This window comes from Streptomyces griseus subsp. griseus, from assembly GCF_000720255.1.
Taxonomy (GTDB): domain Bacteria; phylum Actinomycetota; class Actinomycetes; order Streptomycetales; family Streptomycetaceae; genus Streptomyces; species Streptomyces griseus_I.
On record NZ_JOJE01000011.1, the window covers coordinates 88,439 to 105,936 of the forward strand.

A 17,498-nucleotide genomic window follows, 5' to 3' on the forward strand; every position below is an offset into this window, starting at 1 on the left:
TTCGGCCTCCTACGCCGCGACCAGGTACGAGAAGACGGACTCGAGGGACTCGTCGGACGGCGAGACCGTGAGCAGCCTGATGCCGTGGTCCCTGGCCACGCGCGGCAGCAGGGCAGTGAAGCGGCCGAAGTCGACGGCTTGGATGCGCAACGCGCCCTCCGCCAGGTCGACCTCGATGCCGGACGTCGACGGGTCGGCGATCAGCGCGGCCGCGAGGGCGCGGTCGTCGCTGGAGCGCACCAGGTAGCGGTGCGGGCGGTCGGTCATCAGCCGGCGGATCCTGCGGAAGTCGCCGCTGGCCGCGTGCCGTCCCGCGACGACGACCTCGATGTGCCAGGCCAGCTGCTCGACCTCTTCGAGGATGTGGGACGAGAAGAGCACCGTGCGGCCCTCGTCGCCCATGCGCCGCAGCAGGTCCATGAGCTGCATGCGCTGGCGCGGGTCCATGCCGTTGAAGGGTTCGTCGAGCAGCAGCAGGGAGGGGTCGTGGACGAGGGCGCTCGCCATCTTCACGCGCTGGCGCATGCCCTTGGAGTACGTGGAGATCTTCCGGTCCTGCGCGTACTCCATCTCGACGGTGGCGAGCGCCTTCTGGGCGGCCTTGGCGCCCAGGCCGTGCAGCTCGGCGTTGGCGACGACGAACTCGCGTCCGGTGAGGAAGTCGTACATCGCCTCCCGCTCGGGGACGATGCCGATGTGCTGGTAGATCTTCTCGTTGCGCCACACCTGCTGCCCGTCGAGGGTGACGGTGCCGGTGGAAGGGGCCAGGAAACCGCCCATCATGTTGATCAGGGTGGACTTTCCGGCGCCGTTGGGGCCGAGCAGGCCGGTGACGCCGGGGCCGATGGTCATGGTGATGTCATTGACGGCGACCACGTTGCCGAACCAGCGGGAGACATGGTCGATGGAGAGTGTGGTCACAGTCCCACCTTCCGGTAGCGGCGCATCAGGAGGCCGTAGCAGGCGGCGATGAGGCCCAGGGTGACGAGGACGTAGACGACGCCCTCGCCGTTGGACGGGCCGATGCCGCCGGGGAACGCCGAGCTCGCGCCGAGGAAGGCGGACTGCACGCCGTCGATGAGGGTGATGGGCGAGAAGAGGCCGATCCAGGGGATCGCGCCGGAGCTGTTCTGCGCGTCGGCGATGGCCTGGAGGGTGGAGACCGCGCCGTAGGAGATGGTCAGGACGGCGATGACGGCCGCGATGCCGAAGCCGCGGCGCGGGGTCACCGACGCGATGACCAGGCCGAGGCCGGCGAGGAGCAGTGAGAGCAGTGCCACGGAGACGAGTCCCTGTGCGAATCCCTTGGTCTGGTCGGCGAAGTCCAGCTTCGCCAGCAGCGCGCCGACGTAGAGCACGAGCAGCGGCGCGGCGGTGAGGACGAACAGCGCCGAGGCCAGCGCCGCGAACTTCGCCCGCACGTAGTCGGCGGTCTCGATCGGCCGCGAGAAGTACAGCGGCACGGTCTTGAAGCGCAGGTCGCGCGAGACGGACTGGGGCGCCTGCGAGGCCACGTACAGGCTGATGACAGCCTGCATGACGATGGCGTAGCGCGTGTAGTCCAGCGGCAGTTCCTTGGCTTTCGTGACGACCGCGACGGCGACCATGATGGCGGCGGGCACGCACATCACCACGAACAGCAGCATCGGCAGCACCTTGGACTTGACCGAGCGGCCGAGGCCGTAGGCGCCGCGCAGGGACTGCGAGTACAGGGAGCGGCGGGCGTAGGCGCGGCCGAGGCGGGGGCCGTCGTAACTGCGGTAGCCGATGTTGTGGATCCGGGTCTGGTCGCCCGAGGGTGTGGTGACCGGGTGCTCAACTGCCATGGCCGACGGCCTCCTTCCGGCTCGCGTCGTGGTCCGTGTCGGTGGTGAAGACCTCCGAGATGTGGTGCCTGCGCTGTTCCATGCGGACCAGGCCGAGGCCGAGGTCGGCCACGACGTCGCGCACCAGGTCGTAGGTCTCCTCGCCCTGGGCGGTGAGCAGCAGGACGTGACCTGCGCCCGGCAGCCCGGTGGCGCCGTCCTGGAGGTCGGCACCGCGCGCGAGAAGCGCGTCGCGCATCGCGCGGGTGCCGTCGGGGTGCTCGTCGGTGTCGGTGACCTCGATGGCGAGGGTGGTCGTGGTCTGGGTGAAGTCGGTGGTGGAGCTGGAACGCAGGAGTTTGCCGCCGTCGATGACGACGACGTGGTCACAGGTGCGTTCGAGTTCGCCCAGCAGGTGCGAGGTGACCAGGACGGAGATGCCGAAGTCCGTGTGGATGCGGCGGATCAGGCCGAGCATCTCGTCGCGGCCGACCGGGTCGAGGCCGTTGGTCGGCTCGTCGAGGAAGACCAGCTTCGGGTCGTGGACCAGGGCCTGCGCGAGCTTGACGCGCTGTTTCATGCCGGTCGAGTAGCCCCCGATGGGGCGGTAGCGCTCCTCGTAGAGGCCGACATGGCGCAGGGTGTCCGCGGTGCGTTCACGGGCGGCGGTGGGCGGCAGGCCGGACATGCGGGCCATGTGCACGACGAACTCGGTGGCCGAGACATCGGGTGGCAGGCAGTCGTGCTCCGGCATGTAACCGACCCGTTCGCGGATGTCCGCGCCCTTGGTGGCGACGTCGAGCCCGAGCACTTCGGCGCGGCCCTCGGAGGCGGGGGACAGACCCAGCAGGATCTTGATCAGTGTGGACTTGCCGGCTCCGTTCGCTCCGACGAGTCCGGTCACCCCGGGCCCGACGTCGACGGAGAGCCGGTCAAGCGCGGTCACCCGGGGGAACCGCTTGCTCAGGCTTTCGGTCGCGATCACAGTCACGTTGTAGAAGGTAGTGACGCGGACCACTCCAGTCGTCAGACCCCAGAGCCGTCTTCACGTCAGCCTGGAGTCGTACGGGCCCGTAGGGGATGCCGTGCCTGAGAGCTACGCGGGGCCTCCACTCCCCAGTGCGACGCGCCTATTGACGCTTCCTCTAACAACTGCCAGATTCGGGCCGGTCGCGTGACGGGCAGGAGCGCCGCCGGGGCGGGAGCGGCCCGTCCGGTCGGCGCGGCGCTGGACGGAGGAGATGTGACGGTGCTGGAGGGGGCCCGGGAGCGCCGGGTGCGGACCGGGGGCATCGAGCTGCGGGTGGCGGAGCTGGGGGACCCCTCCCGGCCGACGGTCGTCCTGGTGCACGGCTATCCGGACAGCAAGGAGGTGTGGTCCGAGGTGGCGTCGCGACTGGCCGACCGCTTCCACGTCGTCCTGTACGACGTCCGGGGCCACGGCCGTTCCACGGCACCGCGCCCGCTGCGCGGCGGGTTCACCCTGGAGAAGCTCACGGACGACTTCCTGGCCGTCGCGGACGCGGTCTGCCCGGACCGGCCGGTGCACCTGGTGGGGCACGACTGGGGTTCGGTGCAGGCCTGGGAGTTCGTGACCGTCGCCCGCACGGCGGGCCGGATCGCGTCCTTCACGTCGATGTCCGGCCCTTCGCTCGACCACTTCGGCCACTGGATCGCCCGGCGCGTCCGTCGGCCCACCCCGCGCCGGGTCGGGCAGCTGCTCGGACAGGGCGCGAAGTCCTGGTACGTCTACCTGCTGCACACCCCCGCGCTCCCCGAGGCCGCCTGGCGCGGCCCGCTCGGCAAACGCTGGCCGCGGATCCTGCAGCGCCTCGAGCAGGTGCCCGTGGGCGCCTACCCGACCTCCTCCCTGCCCTCGGACGCGGCGAACGGCGCCTGGCTGTACCGGGACAACGTACGGTCCCGGTTGCGCAGGCCCCGCACCGACGCCCACGCCCACGTGCCGGTGCAGCTCATCACGCCGCTCGGGGACGCGTACCTGTCGGAGCGGCTCTACGACGACCTGGAGCGGTGGGTGCCGCGGCTGACCCGCCGCACGCTGCCCGCGGGGCACTGGATCCCGCGCACGCGCCCGGACCGGCTGGCCTCCTGGATCACGGAGTTCGTCATCTCGGTCGAGGACGGCACGCCGGAGCGGCCGGCCACGAGCGGCCGGTACGCCGACCGCTTCGGCGGACAGCTCGTCCTGGTCACCGGGGCGGCCAGCGGCATCGGGCGGGCCACGGCGCTGGCGTTCGCGGAGGCGGGCGCGCGCGTGATCGCGGTCGACCGGGACTCCGAGGGCGCTGCCCGTACCGCCGAGGCGTCGCGGCTCATGGGTGCGCCGGAGGCCTGGCCCGAGGCCGTGGACGTCTCCGACGAGCGCGCCATGGAGAAGCTCGCCGCGCGGGTCGCCGCCGAGTACGGCGTGGTGGACGTGCTGGTGAACAACGCCGGTATCGGTCTGTCCGGCTCCTTCCTCGACACGACGTCCGAGGACTGGCAGCGGGTCCTGGACGTCAACCTCTGGGGTGTCATCCACGGCTGCCGCCTGTTCGGGCGGCAGATGGCCGAGCGCGGCCAGGGCGGCCACATCGTCAACACGGCGTCGGCGGCCGCGTTCCAGCCCTCCCGGGCGCTGCCCGCCTACAGCACCTCCAAGGCGGCGGTGCTGATGCTGAGCGAGTGCCTGCGCGCGGAGCTGGCGGGGCGGGGCATCGGTGTGACGGCGATCTGTCCCGGCATCGTCAACACCAACATCACCTCGACGGCACGGTTCACGGGAGTCGACGCGGAGGAGGAGCGTCGCCGTCAGAAGCGTGCGGCCCGTCTCTACGGCCTGCGCAACTATCCGCCGGAAAAGGTGGCCGAGGCGATCCTGCGCGCGGTCGTGCGCAATGAGGCGGTGGTGCCGGTGACTCCGGAGGCGCGGGGAGCGCGGTTCCTGTCGCGTTGGGCGCCGGGGGCGCTCAGGGCGCTGGCGCGGGCCGAGCCGCCCTGGTAGCGAAACCCCTTGATTGAAAAGGCAGTTGTCCACAGAACGGCCAATCAGCCTGTGGATAACCGCAGTTGCTTGTGGATCAAACCTCGGAGGCAAACCAAAAAGCGTGATCCGCGTCTCGCGCCCCACACCCCGCGACGGTGCGGCATCTGCTGTTTCCTGAGTCGCATTGCCGGGCCGTCCGGCATGATCAGTGGTATGGACCATTTTCCGACCACGGAGTCCGCCGTCACCGCTCTCCGGGCGCTCGCCGTCGCCTACGCGCGCGAGATCGAGGTGATCCATGACATCGGCGCCGACCGGACCTCGCGCCGCAGCGCCGCCGGTGTCGGCGTCACCGCCGATCCGGACGGCTCCCTGCCCCATGAGGCCCACGTCGAGTTCGGCGGTCTGCCCCGGCTGAGCGTCCGGCTCTATCCGGAGGACGACGCACTGATCACCGTGGAGGGCGTGGAATGCCCGGACGTCCCGCGCGACGACGTGCCCGCCTTCGTTCGCGCCCTTCTCGCCGACCTCGCGTGGGTGAGGGCGCGCCGCTTCCCGCCCGGCTACTTCCTCATCGTGCCGCTGCCCGGCGACCGGACGCACAAGGAGTACCTGTCGATGATCAACCTCAGCCCGTGGCTGAGCAGTCGCGTGCGGTGACTGTTTCACGTGAAACATGGTCGTCCGCATACGCTCGGAGCATGAGTCTGCGTCTGAGCACCGTGATCCTTCCGTACCGCCGCTGGAACGAGGGTGGCCGTTCGGCATGGACGCGTGCCGAGCAGCTCGGCCTCTACACCGCGTACACCTACGACCACCTGTCCTGGCGCAGCTTCCGTGACGGCCCCTGGTTCGGGGCTGTCCCCACACTGACCGCCGCCGCGTCCGTCACCGAGCGGCTGCGGCTGGGTACGCTCGTGACCTCGCCGAACTTCCGGCACCCGGTGACCCTCGCCAAGGAGCTGATCTCCCTGGACGACATCTCCGGCGGCCGGGTCACCCTGGGTGTCGGGGCGGGCGGCACCGGCTTCGACGCCACCGCACTCGGCCAGGAGCCCTGGACCCCACGGGAGCGAGCCGACCGGTTCGGCGAGTTCGTCCCGCTGCTCGACCGGCTGCTGACCGAGGACTCGGTGTCGTACGAGGGCGACTTCTACTCGGCGCACGAGGCCCGGAACATCCCGGGCTGTGTACAGCGGCCCCGGCTGCCCTTCGCGGTCGCCGCGACCGGCCCGCGGGGACTGGCGCTCGCCGCTCGGCACGGACAGGCCTGGGTGACGACGGGGGATCCCAAGCTGTATGCGAACGGCACCCCGGAACAGTCGGTTCAGGCCATTCGCGGGCAGGCGGAGAAGCTGGCGGACGCCTGCGCCACGATCGGCCGGGACGTGAACGAGCTCGACAAGATCCTCCTCACCGGTTTCACCCCGGACCGGGGCCGACCGCTGGAGTCCCTGGACGCCTTCGTCGACTTCGCCGGGCGACACCAGGAGCTGGGCTTCACGGAGCTCGTGCTCCACTGGCCGATCCCCGATTCGGACTTCGCCGCGGACGAGAAGGTCTTCGAGCGGATCGCCATGGAGGCCCTCGCACAGCTGCGCTGACCTCGGCAACCGGTCGTCCGGGCTCATCCGTGAGGCCTCTCGCACGGCCGTGCGGATGATCTGAGCGAGAATGGCCGGGTGACCTCAGCGACTCGACAGCCCGAGACCCCGACCACCGGCCCGGTTCCGCCGCGGCTGATCGCCACCGATCTCGACGGCACCCTGCTGCGCGACGACAAGTCGGTCTCCCCCCGCACCGTCGCCGCGCTCGCCGCCGCCGAGGAGGCGGGCATCGAGGTGTTCTTCGTCACGGGCCGCCCGGCCCGCTGGATGGACGTCGTCAGCGACCACGTCCACGGTCACGGCCTGGCGATCTGCGGCAACGGCGCCGCCGTGGTCGACCTGCACGGCGGCCCCGGCGCCCACCGGTTCGTGAAGGTGCGGGAGCTGGCCACGGAGAACGCGCTGGACGCCGTACGGCTGCTGCGCGAGGCCGCGCCGGGCACCGTGTACGCGGTGGAGCAGACGTACGGCTTCCACCAGGAACCGGACTATCCCAAGCTGCACATGGAGATACCGGACGAGCTGGCGCCCGCCGAGGATCTGCTGGCCCCCGACGGTCCCGGCTCCGCCGAGCCGGTGCTCAAGATCCTCGCCTACCACGCCACGCTCGACCCGGACGCGTTCCTCACCCTGGCCCGCCTCGCCATCGGCGAGCGCGCCAATGTCACCCGGTCCAGCCCCAGCGCCCTGCTGGAGATCAGCGGGCCCGGCGTCTCCAAGGCCAGCACACTCGCTCTGTGCTGCGCCGAACGCGGCATCTCCCACGAGGAGGTCGTCGCCTTCGGCGACATGCCGAACGACGTCGAGATGCTCACCTGGGCGGGACAGTCGTACGCCATGGGCAACGCGCACCCCGACGTGCTGGTCGCCGCCTCAGGACGGACGGTCGCCAACAACGAGGACGGGGTGGCGGTCGTGATCGAGCGGATGCTGGCGGAGCGGCTGTAGGGCTCTGAGCGCCCCGGCCCGATTCATCCGACGGACACCCCGCGTTCCCTCAGCCACGGCACCGGGTCCACCGAGGACCCCAGGTACGGCGTGACCCGCACCTCGAAGTGCAGGTGCGGGCCGGTCGAGTTGCCGGTCGTGCCGGACTGTCCGATCCACTGCCCGGTGGCCACGCGGTCGCCCTGGTCGACGGTGACGGCGGCGAGATGGGCGTACTGCGTGTAGTAGCCGCCGTCGTGCTCGACCACGATCTCGATGCCGAACGCACCCCCGCACGACACCCTCAGCACACGGCCCGGCCCGACCGCCCGCACCGGGGTCCCGATGGGGACGGCGAAGTCCTGCCCGGTGTGCCGGTGCGCCCAGCGCGCACCGCCGCTGCCGAAGCCGGCGGACAGTTCATACCCCTCGACCGGCGCCACCCACGCGGTCGTGAACTGCGTCAGCGGCTGTTCGAGACGGGCGGCACCACGGCACGATCCGGCCGCGACCGAGGCGTTCGCCTGCCCCTGCAGCTGCCACCGCGCCTGTTCCAGCTTCTCCTCGATGCCCTTCTTGATGCCGTCGAGTTCGGCCCTGCGCCGCTCCAGCGTCTGCCACGCGGTCGCCGCCCTCCTCTCGTCCGCGCTGAGCCGGGCCTCGGCACGGCGGCTCTTGCCGAGGGCGTTGGCAACGGCCATGTTCTGCCGGGAGAAAACCTGCTGACCGCGCATCAGCTCGTCCGGGCTGCCGGCGAGGATGATCTGCGCGGCGACCGGAAGGCCGCCGCTGTCGCGGTACTGCGCGCGGGCGATCCGGCCCAGTTCCTCGTGGTGCACCGCGAGTTCCCGGCGCTCGCGGTCGAGGAGCCGCTCCAGCCGCTTGGCCTCCGCCGCCTGCACGTCGGCCGCGTGGCGCCCCTCCTCGTACCGCTCCGTGGCCACGGCCGCGTCCGCGTACAGCTTCGACACCTGAACACTGAGGTCGGCTTCGGAGCCATACCCGGCATCCCCGTCGCCGGTCGCGGGCCGGGCCGCGAGCACCGCCGCCGCACACACCAGTACCGCAATGAGCCATGGATGGCGGCGAAATGAGCGCATGTCAGCGATCGTGACCCAGCCCGGTGGGCTCCCGCCCGTTCAAGTCGTACGCCTGGGGGAACCACCCCGCCCGGATGGCTCAGTCCCCGGCTCACCGTGGACGGCGCGCACCCACCAACAGCTCCGCCTCCTCCTCCCGCTCGAGCATCCGCCGCAGCGGCCCCTCCGCCGCGGCCAGTTCCGTGTGGGAGCCGCGCTGCACGACCCGCCCCCCGTCCAGCACGATCACCTCGTCCACCGCCTCCAGACCGGCCAGCCGATGGGTGATGAGCAGAGTCGTACGGCCCTCGGTCGCGGCCAGCAGATCGGCGGTGAGCGCGTCGGCGGTCGGCAGGTCGAGGTGCTCGGCCGGCTCGTCCAGCACCAGCACGGGGAAGTCGGCGAGCAAAGCGCGGGCCAGCGCCAGGCGTTGGCGCTGCCCACCGGAGAGCCGTGCCCCGTGCTCGCCGATCAGCGTGTCGAGTCCGTCGGGCAGGCTGTCGACCCATTCCAGCAGCCGGGCCCGGTCGAGCGCGCCGCGCAGTTCGTCCTCGGTGGCGTCCTTCTTCGCCAGGAGCAGGTTCTCGCGCACCGAGCTGTCGAAGAGGTGCGCGTCCTGCGCACACAGCCCCACGAGCCGCCGTATGTCATCGCCGTTCAGCGCCTTCGTGTCCACACCGCCCAACGTGTACGTGCCGGCGTCCGCGTCCAGGAAGCGCAGCAGCACCTGGGCGAGCGTCGTCTTGCCGGACCCGGACGGCCCGACCACGGCGATCCGCCGCCCCGCATCGAGCGTCAGGTCGAACCCGGCGAGGGCGTCCCGCTCCTGCTCGGCGTGCCGGGCGGCCAGGCCCTTGACCACGAGCGGGAACGGCGACACGGGTGCCTTCCGGGGCCGCTCCGGCTCGCGTACGGGCTCGGGGGAGTCCAGGACCTCGTACACCCGCTCCGCGCTCCTGCGCACCCGTTGCCGGTACTGCACGGCGAGCGGCAGCCCGAGGACGGCCTCGAACGCGGCGAGCGGGGTGAGGACGACGACGGCCATGGCCACGCCGCCCAGCCGCCCGTCGGCCACCGCCTGGGCGCCCACCAGCGCGGCGGCGGCGACGGTGAGGCCGGAGACCAGAGCGGTCAGTCCGTCGCCGAGCGCGGTGGCCGTGGCACCCCGTGAGGCGATCCGGGTGAGCATGGCGTCGGCCCGCCGCGCCTGCTCGGTACGGGCGGGCAGGGCACCTGCGACGGTCAGCTCCGCGGTGCCGGTGAGCAGGTCGGCCGCACGGGTGGCGAGCACCCCGCGGGCGGGGGCGAGCCGGTGCTCGGCGCGCCGTGCCACGGCACCGGTGACCAGCGGGACGCCGGCACCGGCCGCCAGCAGCCCCACCGCGAGCACGGCGCCCGCCTCGGGCAGCAGCCACGCCGTGAAGGCCACCGACCCGGCCGACACGATGACGGCGGCACCTGCGGGCAGCAGCCAGCGCAGCCAGTAGTCCTGCAGCGCGTCCACGTCGGCGACGAGCCGTGACAGCAGGTCGCCGCGCCGGGCCCGGCTCAGTCCGGCGGGCGCCAGTCGCTCCAGCCGGCGATACACGGCGACCCGGGTGTCGGCCAGCATCCGCAGCACCGCGTCGTGCGAGACCAGCCGCTCCGCGTACCGGAAGACGGCCCGCCCGATGCCGAAGGCCCGCGTCGCCGTGACGGCCACCATCAGATACAGCACGGGCGGCTGCTGCGAGGCGCGCGAGATGAGCCACCCGGAGGTGGCCATGAGTCCTACGGCACTGCCGAGCGCCAGGCTCCCGAGCAGCAGCGCGAGCGCGAGCCGCCCGCGTCCGGCCCCGGACATGGCACGCACCCGCGCGAGGACGCGCCCTGCGGTCGCGGGGAGCTCCGTGCCGGCCGAGTCTGCGGACGCGCGGGTCACAGGCCCCTGGCCCGCGGTGACGACGGAGGCACCGCCCACCGGCTCGTCGGCCGCGCCTACGACGGACCCGCTGTCCACCGGCTCGCGACTCACCTGGCCGACCGCACCCGTACGTGCCCGGAAACCGCCGGCCTCGGAGTCAGCGCCCCTTGGCTCACCGCGCTCGGCGTCGGTGAGACGGGGCACCTCGGCCTCCGCCAGCCGCACCACCCGGTCCGCCACTCCCAGCAGCGCCGGCCGGTGCACCACCAGCAGCACCGTCCGCCCGGCCACCAGCCGCCGCACCGCGGCCACGACCTCGGCCTCCGTCTCCCCGTCCAGCGCGGCCGTCGGCTCGTCCAGCAGCAGCACGGGCCGGTCCGCGAGGAACGCCCGCGCCAGCGCGAGCCGCTGCCGCTGCCCGGCGGACAGTCCGGCCCCGTCCTCCCCGAGCACGGTTTCCGCCCCGGCGGGCAGGGCTTCGACGAACTCCAGCGCTCCGGCGTCCGCCAGCGCCCGGCGGACGGTGGTGTCGTCGGCGTCGGGACGGGCCAGCCGTACGTTCTCGGCGATCGTCCCGGCGTACAGGTGCGGCCGCTGCGGCACCCACGCGATGCGTGACCGCCACTGCTTCAGGTCTGCCTCGACGAGATCCACTCCCCCGGCGAGCACCCGCCCCTCGCTGGGCCGCACGAACCCCAGCAGCACGTTCAGCAGTGTGGACTTGCCCGCACCGCTGGGCCCGACCAGCGCCACCGTCTCTCCTCCACCGACGGTGAAGGACACGTCCGACACGGCGTCCACGGACCGCCCGGGGAAGCGGACCGTAACGCTCTCGAAGGCCAGCCCGCCCGCCGGTACGACGGTCGTGCCGCAAGCCGACACTGGAGTCTCCAGGACGGCGAAGATCTCCTCGGCCGCCGCGAGCCCCTCCGCCGCCGCGTGGTACTGCGCGCCGACCTGCCGCAGCGGCAGGTACGCCTCGGGAGCGAGCACGAGGACGACCAGGCCGATGTAGAGGTCCATCTCGCCGTGGACGAGCCGCATACCGATGGTCACGGCGACCAGGGCCACCGAGAGCGTCGCCAGCAGCTCCAGCGCGAAGGAGGAGAGGAAGGCTATCCGCAGGGTCCGCATGGTCGCCTGGCGGTACTCGCCGGTGATGCGCCTGATCGACTCGGCCTGCGCCTTGGCCCGCCCGAACACCTTCAGGGTCGGCAGCCCTGCGACCACGTCCAGGAAGTGCCCGGAGAGCCGGGACAACAGCCGCCACTGACGGTCCATGCGGGACTGGGTGGCCCAGCCGATCAGCATCATGAAAACCGGGATCAGGGGCAGTGTGCCCACGATGATCGCGGCGGAGACCCAGTCCTCGGTCACGATCCGCGCCAGCACCGCCACCGGCACGACCACCGCGAGCCCCAGCTGCGGCAGATAGCGCGAGAAGTAGTCGTCGAGGGCGTCGACGCCCCGCGTGGCAAGAGCCACCAGCGATCCGGTCCGCTGCCCGCTCAGCCACCCCGGGCCCAGAGCCGCGGCCCGCTCGAGCAGCCGGCCGCGCAGCTCCGACTTCACCGCCCCGCTCGCACGGTGGGCCGCCAGCTCGGTGAGCCAGGAGACCAGCGCGCGACCGATCGCCACGGCCGCCAACAGCAGCAGGGGAGTGCGCAGTCCGGCGACCGGCGTTCCGTGCTGGAACGCGCCGACCACCACCTCGGCGATGAGCATCGCCTGCGCGATGACCAGTCCCGCCCCGAGGGCGCCCAGACCGACGACCGCCACCAGGAAGCGACGGGTGGCCCGGGCGTACCGGAGGAGACGTGGATCGATCGGTTTCACGTGAAACACACCTCAGTGAGTGGCTTCGGCGATGTGCTGCGTGCCGATCCGCTTGCGGAACACCCAGTAGGTCCAGCCCTGGTACAGCATCACGATCGGCGTGGCGATCGCGGCGCACCAGGTCATTATCTTCAGGGTGTACGGGCTCGACGAGGCGTTGGTGACCGTGAGGTTCCAGTCCGCGTTGAGCGAGGACGGCATGACGTTCGGGAAGAGGGTCAGGAAGAGCATCGCCACGGCGGCCACGATGGTGACACCGGAGAGCGCGAACGACCAACCCTCGCGACCCGCCTGGTTCGCCACCAGGGCCGCGACCAGGGCGCCCACCGCCACGACCAGGGCGACCAGGCTCTTGGCGTCACCGCTCTCGACCTGGGTCCACAGCAGGAAGAGCAGCGCGAGCGCGGCGGTGACCACGCCGATCTTCAGGGCCAGCTTCCGTGCCCGCTCCCGGATGTCCCCGACGGTCTTGAGCGCCGTGAAGACCGTCCCGTGGAAGGTGAAGAGGGTGAGCGTCACCAGTCCGCCGAGGAGCGCGTAGGGGTTGAGCAGGTCCCCGACGCTGCCGACGTACTCGAAGTTCTGGTCGATCTTCACGCCGTGCACGATGTTGCCGAAGGCCACGCCCCACAGGAACGCGGGGATGAGCGAGGTCCAGAAGATCGCCGTCTCCCAGTTGCGCTGCCAGTTCTCCTCGGGCCGCTTCACGCGGTACTCGAAGGCGACGCCCCGCACGATCAGACAGACCAGGATCACCAGCAGCGGCAGGTAGAAGCCGGAGAACAGGGTGGCGTACCACTCGGGGAACGCGGCGAAGGTCGCGCCGCCCGCCGTCAGCAGCCACACCTCGTTGCCGTCCCAGACGGGGCCGATGGTGTTGATCAGCACTCGCTTCTCGAGCCGGTCACGAGCCAGCAGCTTGGTGAGGACGCCGACTCCGAAGTCGAACCCCTCCAGGAAGAAGTAGCCGGTCCACAGGACGGCGATGAGGACGAACCAGACGTCGTGCAGTTCCATGACTGTGCAGCTCCCTCGGCCTAGTACGAGAAGGCCATCGGCTTGTCGGCGTCACGGGAGTCGCCGCCGATCTTCGTGGGCGGGTTGAGGTCGGCCTCGGTGAGCTCGGGGGGCCCGGCCTTGACGTACTTCACCAGCAGCTTGACCTCGACGACGGCGAGGATGGCGTACAGGGCGGTGAAGACGATCAGCGAGGTGAGGACCTCGCCCTGGGAGACGCCGGGGGAGACCGCGTCGCGGGTCTGGAGCACGCCGTAGACGACCCACGGCTGGCGGCCCATCTCGGTGAAGATCCAGCCCCAGGAGTTGGCGATCAGCGGGAAGCCCAGGGTGAGGATCGCGATGCGCCAGTACCACTTCGTCAGCGTCGGGCCGAGTGCCTTCCCCCCGGGCAGCAGCACCAGGTGCGGCACCTCGTCGTCGCCCACCCGCAGGTGCTGCGGCAGCAGGAACTTCTTGCGGGTCAGCCACAGTCCGGCCAGGCCGATCGCGAAGGACGTCATGCCGAAGCCGATCATCCAGCGGAAGCCCCAGTAGGCGACCGGGATGTTGGGCCGGTAGTCGCCCGGCCCGAACTTCTCCTGTTCGGCCTTGTTGACGTCGTTGATACCGGGCACGTGCGAGCTGAAGTCGTCGTTGGCCAGGAAGGACAGCAGGCCGGGTATCTCGATGGCGACCTTGTTGTGCCCCTTGTCGACGTCACCGACGGCGAAGACCGAGAAGGGCGCCGGTGCCTCGCCGTCCCACAGGGCTTCGGCCGCCGCCATCTTCATCGGCTGCTGCTCGAACATCACCTTGCCCAGGACGTCACCGCTGATCGCGGTGAGCATGCCACCGATCACGACCGTGACCAGTCCGAGCCGCAGCGAGGTCTTCATCTCACGGACGTGCTTCTTGCGGGCGAGATGGAAGGCCGCGATGCCGACCATGAAGGCGCCGCCGGTCAGGAAGGCCGCGGACAGGGTGTGGAACGCCTGGCTGAGCGCGGTGTTCTGGGTGAGGACGGCCCAGAAGTCGGTGAGTTCGGCCCGTCCCTTCTCCTTGTTGATCCGGTAGCCGACCGGGTGCTGCATCCACGAGTTGGCCGCGAGGATGAAGTAGGCCGACAGGATCGTGCCGATCGAGACCATCCAGATGCAGGCCAGGTGGATCTTCTGGGGGAGCTTGTCCCAGCCGAAGATCCACAGACCGATGAAGGTGGACTCGAAGAAGAAGGCGATCAGGGCCTCGAAGGCGAGCGGGGCACCGAAGATGTCGCCGACGAAGCGGGAGTAGTCGGACCAGTTCATGCCGAACTGGAACTCCTGCACGATCCCGGTGACCACTCCCATCGCGATGTTGATCAGAAAGAGCTTGCCCCAGAACTTGGTGGCCCTGAGGTACTTCTCCTTCTGCGTACGCACCCAGGCGGTCTGGAGGCCGGCCGTGAGGGCGGCCAGCGAGATCGTCAGGGGGACGAACAGGAAGTGGTAGACGGTCGTGATGCCGAACTGCCAGCGCGCCAGGGTCTCCGGCGCCAAAGCCAGGTCCACGTCGCCGCTCCTTACCTCACGCTTGTGAATGCGTTCACATTCACAAGCCATTATGCAGCACCTGTCTGGGGCAGCTCAAAGGGGGGTCCCTGTTTCACGTGAAACAGGGACCCAGATCACACAAGCCAGGAACTACACATCCTTGCGGAACGCTTCCGCCGCCTTGAGGAAGATGTCGTTCCCCTCGGTCTCCCCGATCGTCACCCGCACGCCCTCGCCGGGGAACGGCCTGATCACGACGCCGGCCTGCTCGCACGCCGCCGCGAAGTCGACCGTGCGCTCCCCCAGTCGCAGCCACACGAAGTTGGCCTGGGTCTCGGGCACCGTCCAGCCCTGGGCACGCAGGGCCTCTACCACTCGCGCGCGCTCGCACACCAGGGAGCCGACCCGGCCGAGCAGCTCGTCCTCGGCGCGCAGTGATGCGATCGCGGCCTCCTGCGCGAGTTGGCTCACCCCGAACGGCACCGCCGTCTTGCGCAGCGCCGCCGCGACCGGCTCATGGGCGATCGCGAAGCCGACGCGCAGCCCGGCGAGACCGTACGCCTTGGAGAACGTCCGCAGCACACAGACGTTGGGACGCTCCCGGTACAGCTCGACGCCGTCGGGCACCTCGGGGTCGCGGATGAACTCCCGGTACGCCTCGTCGAGGACGACCAGGACATCGCCGGGCACCCGGTCCAGGAACCGCTCCAGCTCGGCCCGCTTCACGACCGTACCCGTCGGGTTGTTGGGGGTGCAGACGAAGATGAGCCGGGTCCGGTCGGTGATCGCCTCGGCCATCGCGTCCAGATCGTGCACATCGCCCGGCGTCAGCGGCACCTGCACCGACGTCGCGCCGCTGATCTGCGTGATGATCGGGTACGCCTCGAAGGAGCGCCAGGCGTAGATCACCTCGTCACCGGGGCCGGAGGTCGCCTGGACCAGCTGCTGGGCCACACCGACCGAGCCGGTTCCGGTGGCCAGGTGGGAGAGCGGGACGCCGAAGCGTTCGGACAGCTCGTTCATCAGGCCCGTGCACGCCATGTCCGGGTAGCGGTTGAAGTTGCAGGCAGCCGCCGTCACGGTCTCCATCACACCGGGCAGGGGCGGATAGGGGTTCTCGTTGGAGGACAGCTTGTACGCCACCGGACCGCCGGCCGCAGCGGGCTTGCCCGGCTTGTAGGTGGGGATTCCCTCCAGTTCGGCGCGCAGCTTGGGACTCGTCTCGCTCACCGCAGTCCTCCTCATGACCACCGGCTTCCAATGCTTCTCACCCTATGAGGATTGAGCGCCGCTGCGTACTGGCGAGCGGCAATCGCCGTCGGTCTCGTCGGCATCAGGGGCATCACCGTACGAAGGCGTACCAATCCGGGGGCGCGCCGTACATATATCTATGCGCCGGTAGCTCACTCCGTGGCGCGCATCCCTCGTCAAGGTGAGTTGAGACCTCTTCGAAACATCAGAGAGTTGGCAGGCTCATGCGTGCTACCACGCCACGTCTTGTGTGTGAAACGTTCAACAGCCTTTATTTTAAAGGTAGTTGACGCCTGACGACCATGCAGAAACGTGCCTGTCAACGCGTGCATATGCGTCCGCCCTACCCCACCGCATGAGCCCTACTATCGGCTCGCCATGACAGCAGCAGGGAAGCACCAGGTGAGCCGCGCGGAAACCTCACGCCGAGGCAGCCGGCCGGGCCGGGCGGGCATCAGAGACGTGGCCGCCGCCGCCGGGGTCTCCATCACGACCGTCTCCGATGCCCTCAACGGCAAGGGCAGGCTCCCGGACGCCACCCGACGCCATGTCCGTGAGGTCGCCGACCGGCTGGGCTATCGCCCCTCGGCCGCGGCCAGAACCCTCCGTACCGGCAAGTCGGGCCTCATCGGCCTGACCGTGACGACGTACGGGGATGAACCTTTCACCTTCACCGAGTTCGCGTACTTCGCCGAGATGGCGCGCGCCGCGACGTCGGCCGCGCTGGCCCGCGGCTACGCGCTCGTCATCCTGCCGGCGACCTCGCGCCACGACGTGTGGTCGAACGTCGCCCTGGACGGCACGGTCGTCATCGACCCCTCCGACCAGGACCCGGTGGTCAGCGAACTGGTCCGACAGGGCTTACCCGTCGTCTCCGACGGCCGCCCGGCCGGAGCGCTCCCGGTCACGGCATGGGTCGACAACGACCACGAGGCCGCCGTCCTGGGCATCCTCGACCACCTGGCCGACGCCGGCGCCCGCCGCATCGGCCTGCTGACGGGCACGACGACCGACACGTACACCCACCTGTCGACCACCGCATACCTGCGCTGGTGCGAGCGCGTGGGACAGGATCCGGTCTACGAGGCCTACCCGGCGCACGATCCGTGCGCGGGAGCCGTCGCCGCCGACCGGCTGCTCGCCCGCCCCGACCGCCCCGACGCGGTCTACGGGCTGTTCGACCCCAACGGCACCGACCTGCTCGCCGCCGCCCGCCGCTACGGGCTGCGCGTCCCGGACGACCTTCTGCTGGTCTGCTGCAGCGAGTCCACCGTGTACGCCAACACCGAGCCGCCCGTCACCACGCTCTCGCTGAAGCCGCGCCGCATCGGCACGGCGGTGGTCCAGCTCCTCATCGACGCCATCGAGGGGGTCGAGTCGGACCAACCGGTCGAGCAGGTGATACCTACCGAGCTGATCGTGCGCACCTCCTCCCAGCGTCGCCCCCCGCGGACGACGGTCAGCCCGCCCCGGGCACCCGAGGAGGAGTAGCGCGAGGGTGTGGGCCGCGATGTGGGCGGACTGTGCCCAGGAGTGGACGAAGCCCGGCCCAATCGGGGCGAATGCCGCGATG

Annotated in this window: 13 protein-coding genes; 5 read left to right on the top strand and 8 right to left on the bottom strand. The window is 70.6% G+C overall.

Features of this window, described 5'->3' with window-relative positions:
* Nucleotides 1–9: 9 nt before the first annotated feature.
* From IG99_RS16840 to IG99_RS16850, 3 genes are read right to left on the bottom strand one after another with little or no spacing between them, the layout of a single operon-like run.
* The gene (locus IG99_RS16840) at nt 10–921 is read right to left on the bottom strand and encodes an ABC transporter ATP-binding protein (protein WP_037674788.1); all 912 of its coding nucleotides are present in this window, start codon (nt 919–921) and stop codon (nt 10–12) included.
* The gene (locus tag IG99_RS16845) at nt 918–1,826 is read right to left on the bottom strand and encodes an ABC transporter permease subunit (RefSeq protein ID WP_037674789.1); all 909 of its coding nucleotides are present in this window, start codon (nt 1,824–1,826) and stop codon (nt 918–920) included. Before IG99_RS16845 ends, IG99_RS16840 begins: the two co-directional genes overlap by 4 nt.
* Entirely contained in the window at nt 1,816–2,790 is a 975-nt protein-coding gene (locus IG99_RS16850; RefSeq protein WP_037675169.1) for an ABC transporter ATP-binding protein, read from the bottom strand. The genes IG99_RS16845 and IG99_RS16850 overlap by 11 nt, the downstream gene beginning before the upstream one ends.
* Nucleotides 2,791–3,048: 258 nt before the next feature.
* Here IG99_RS16850 and IG99_RS16855 point away from each other — a divergent pair, with 258 nt between their 5' ends.
* From IG99_RS16855 to IG99_RS16870, 4 genes are all read left to right on the top strand, one after another.
* A complete protein-coding gene (locus IG99_RS16855) occupies nt 3,049–4,809 on the top strand; it encodes an SDR family oxidoreductase (RefSeq protein ID WP_037674792.1) in 1,761 nt (586 codons plus the stop codon).
* 183 nt (nt 4,810–4,992) lie between these two features.
* On the top strand, nt 4,993–5,451 hold the full coding sequence (locus tag IG99_RS16860; protein WP_037674794.1) for a hypothetical protein: 459 nt from the start codon (nt 4,993–4,995) through the stop codon (nt 5,449–5,451).
* Between the two features lie 41 nt (nt 5,452–5,492).
* Nucleotides 5,493–6,395 carry an LLM class flavin-dependent oxidoreductase gene (locus IG99_RS16865; RefSeq protein WP_037674796.1) on the top strand — a complete coding sequence of 301 codons (903 nt, stop codon included), beginning with the start codon at nt 5,493–5,495 and terminating at the stop codon, nt 6,393–6,395.
* 78 nt (nt 6,396–6,473) lie between these two features.
* On the top strand, nt 6,474–7,346 hold the full coding sequence (locus IG99_RS16870) for an HAD-IIB family hydrolase (RefSeq protein WP_037674798.1): 873 nt from the start codon (nt 6,474–6,476) through the stop codon (nt 7,344–7,346).
* 23 nt (nt 7,347–7,369) lie between these two features.
* On the opposite strand, the gene IG99_RS16875 is transcribed toward IG99_RS16870, so the two are convergent.
* The 5 genes from IG99_RS16875 to hisC form a co-directional block, all read right to left on the bottom strand.
* Nucleotides 7,370–8,425 carry a M23 family metallopeptidase gene (locus IG99_RS16875; RefSeq protein ID WP_037674799.1) on the bottom strand — a complete coding sequence of 352 codons (1,056 nt, stop codon included), beginning with the start codon at nt 8,423–8,425 and terminating at the stop codon, nt 7,370–7,372.
* A gap of 91 nt (nt 8,426–8,516) precedes the next feature.
* Complete coding sequence (cydD, locus tag IG99_RS16880) at nt 8,517–12,143, bottom strand: thiol reductant ABC exporter subunit CydD (RefSeq protein ID WP_037674801.1); 3,627 nt, start codon at nt 12,141–12,143, stop codon at nt 8,517–8,519.
* A gap of 12 nt (nt 12,144–12,155) precedes the next feature.
* The gene (cydB, locus tag IG99_RS16885) at nt 12,156–13,160 is read right to left on the bottom strand and encodes a cytochrome d ubiquinol oxidase subunit II (protein ID WP_037674803.1); all 1,005 of its coding nucleotides are present in this window, start codon (nt 13,158–13,160) and stop codon (nt 12,156–12,158) included.
* 20 nt (nt 13,161–13,180) lie between these two features.
* Nucleotides 13,181–14,692, bottom strand: a complete 1,512-nt coding sequence (locus IG99_RS16890; RefSeq protein ID WP_037674805.1) for a cytochrome ubiquinol oxidase subunit I — start codon at nt 14,690–14,692, stop codon at nt 13,181–13,183.
* A 132-nt stretch (nt 14,693–14,824) separates the two neighbouring features.
* On the bottom strand, nt 14,825–15,904 hold the full coding sequence (gene hisC / locus IG99_RS16895) for a histidinol-phosphate transaminase (RefSeq protein WP_037674807.1): 1,080 nt from the start codon (nt 15,902–15,904) through the stop codon (nt 14,825–14,827).
* 399 nt (nt 15,905–16,303) lie between these two features.
* Between hisC and IG99_RS16900 the strand changes: the two genes are divergently transcribed.
* Nucleotides 16,304–17,416 carry a LacI family DNA-binding transcriptional regulator gene (locus IG99_RS16900; RefSeq protein WP_078947753.1) on the top strand — a complete coding sequence of 371 codons (1,113 nt, stop codon included), beginning with the start codon at nt 16,304–16,306 and terminating at the stop codon, nt 17,414–17,416.
* Nucleotides 17,417–17,498 lie beyond the last annotated feature (82 nt).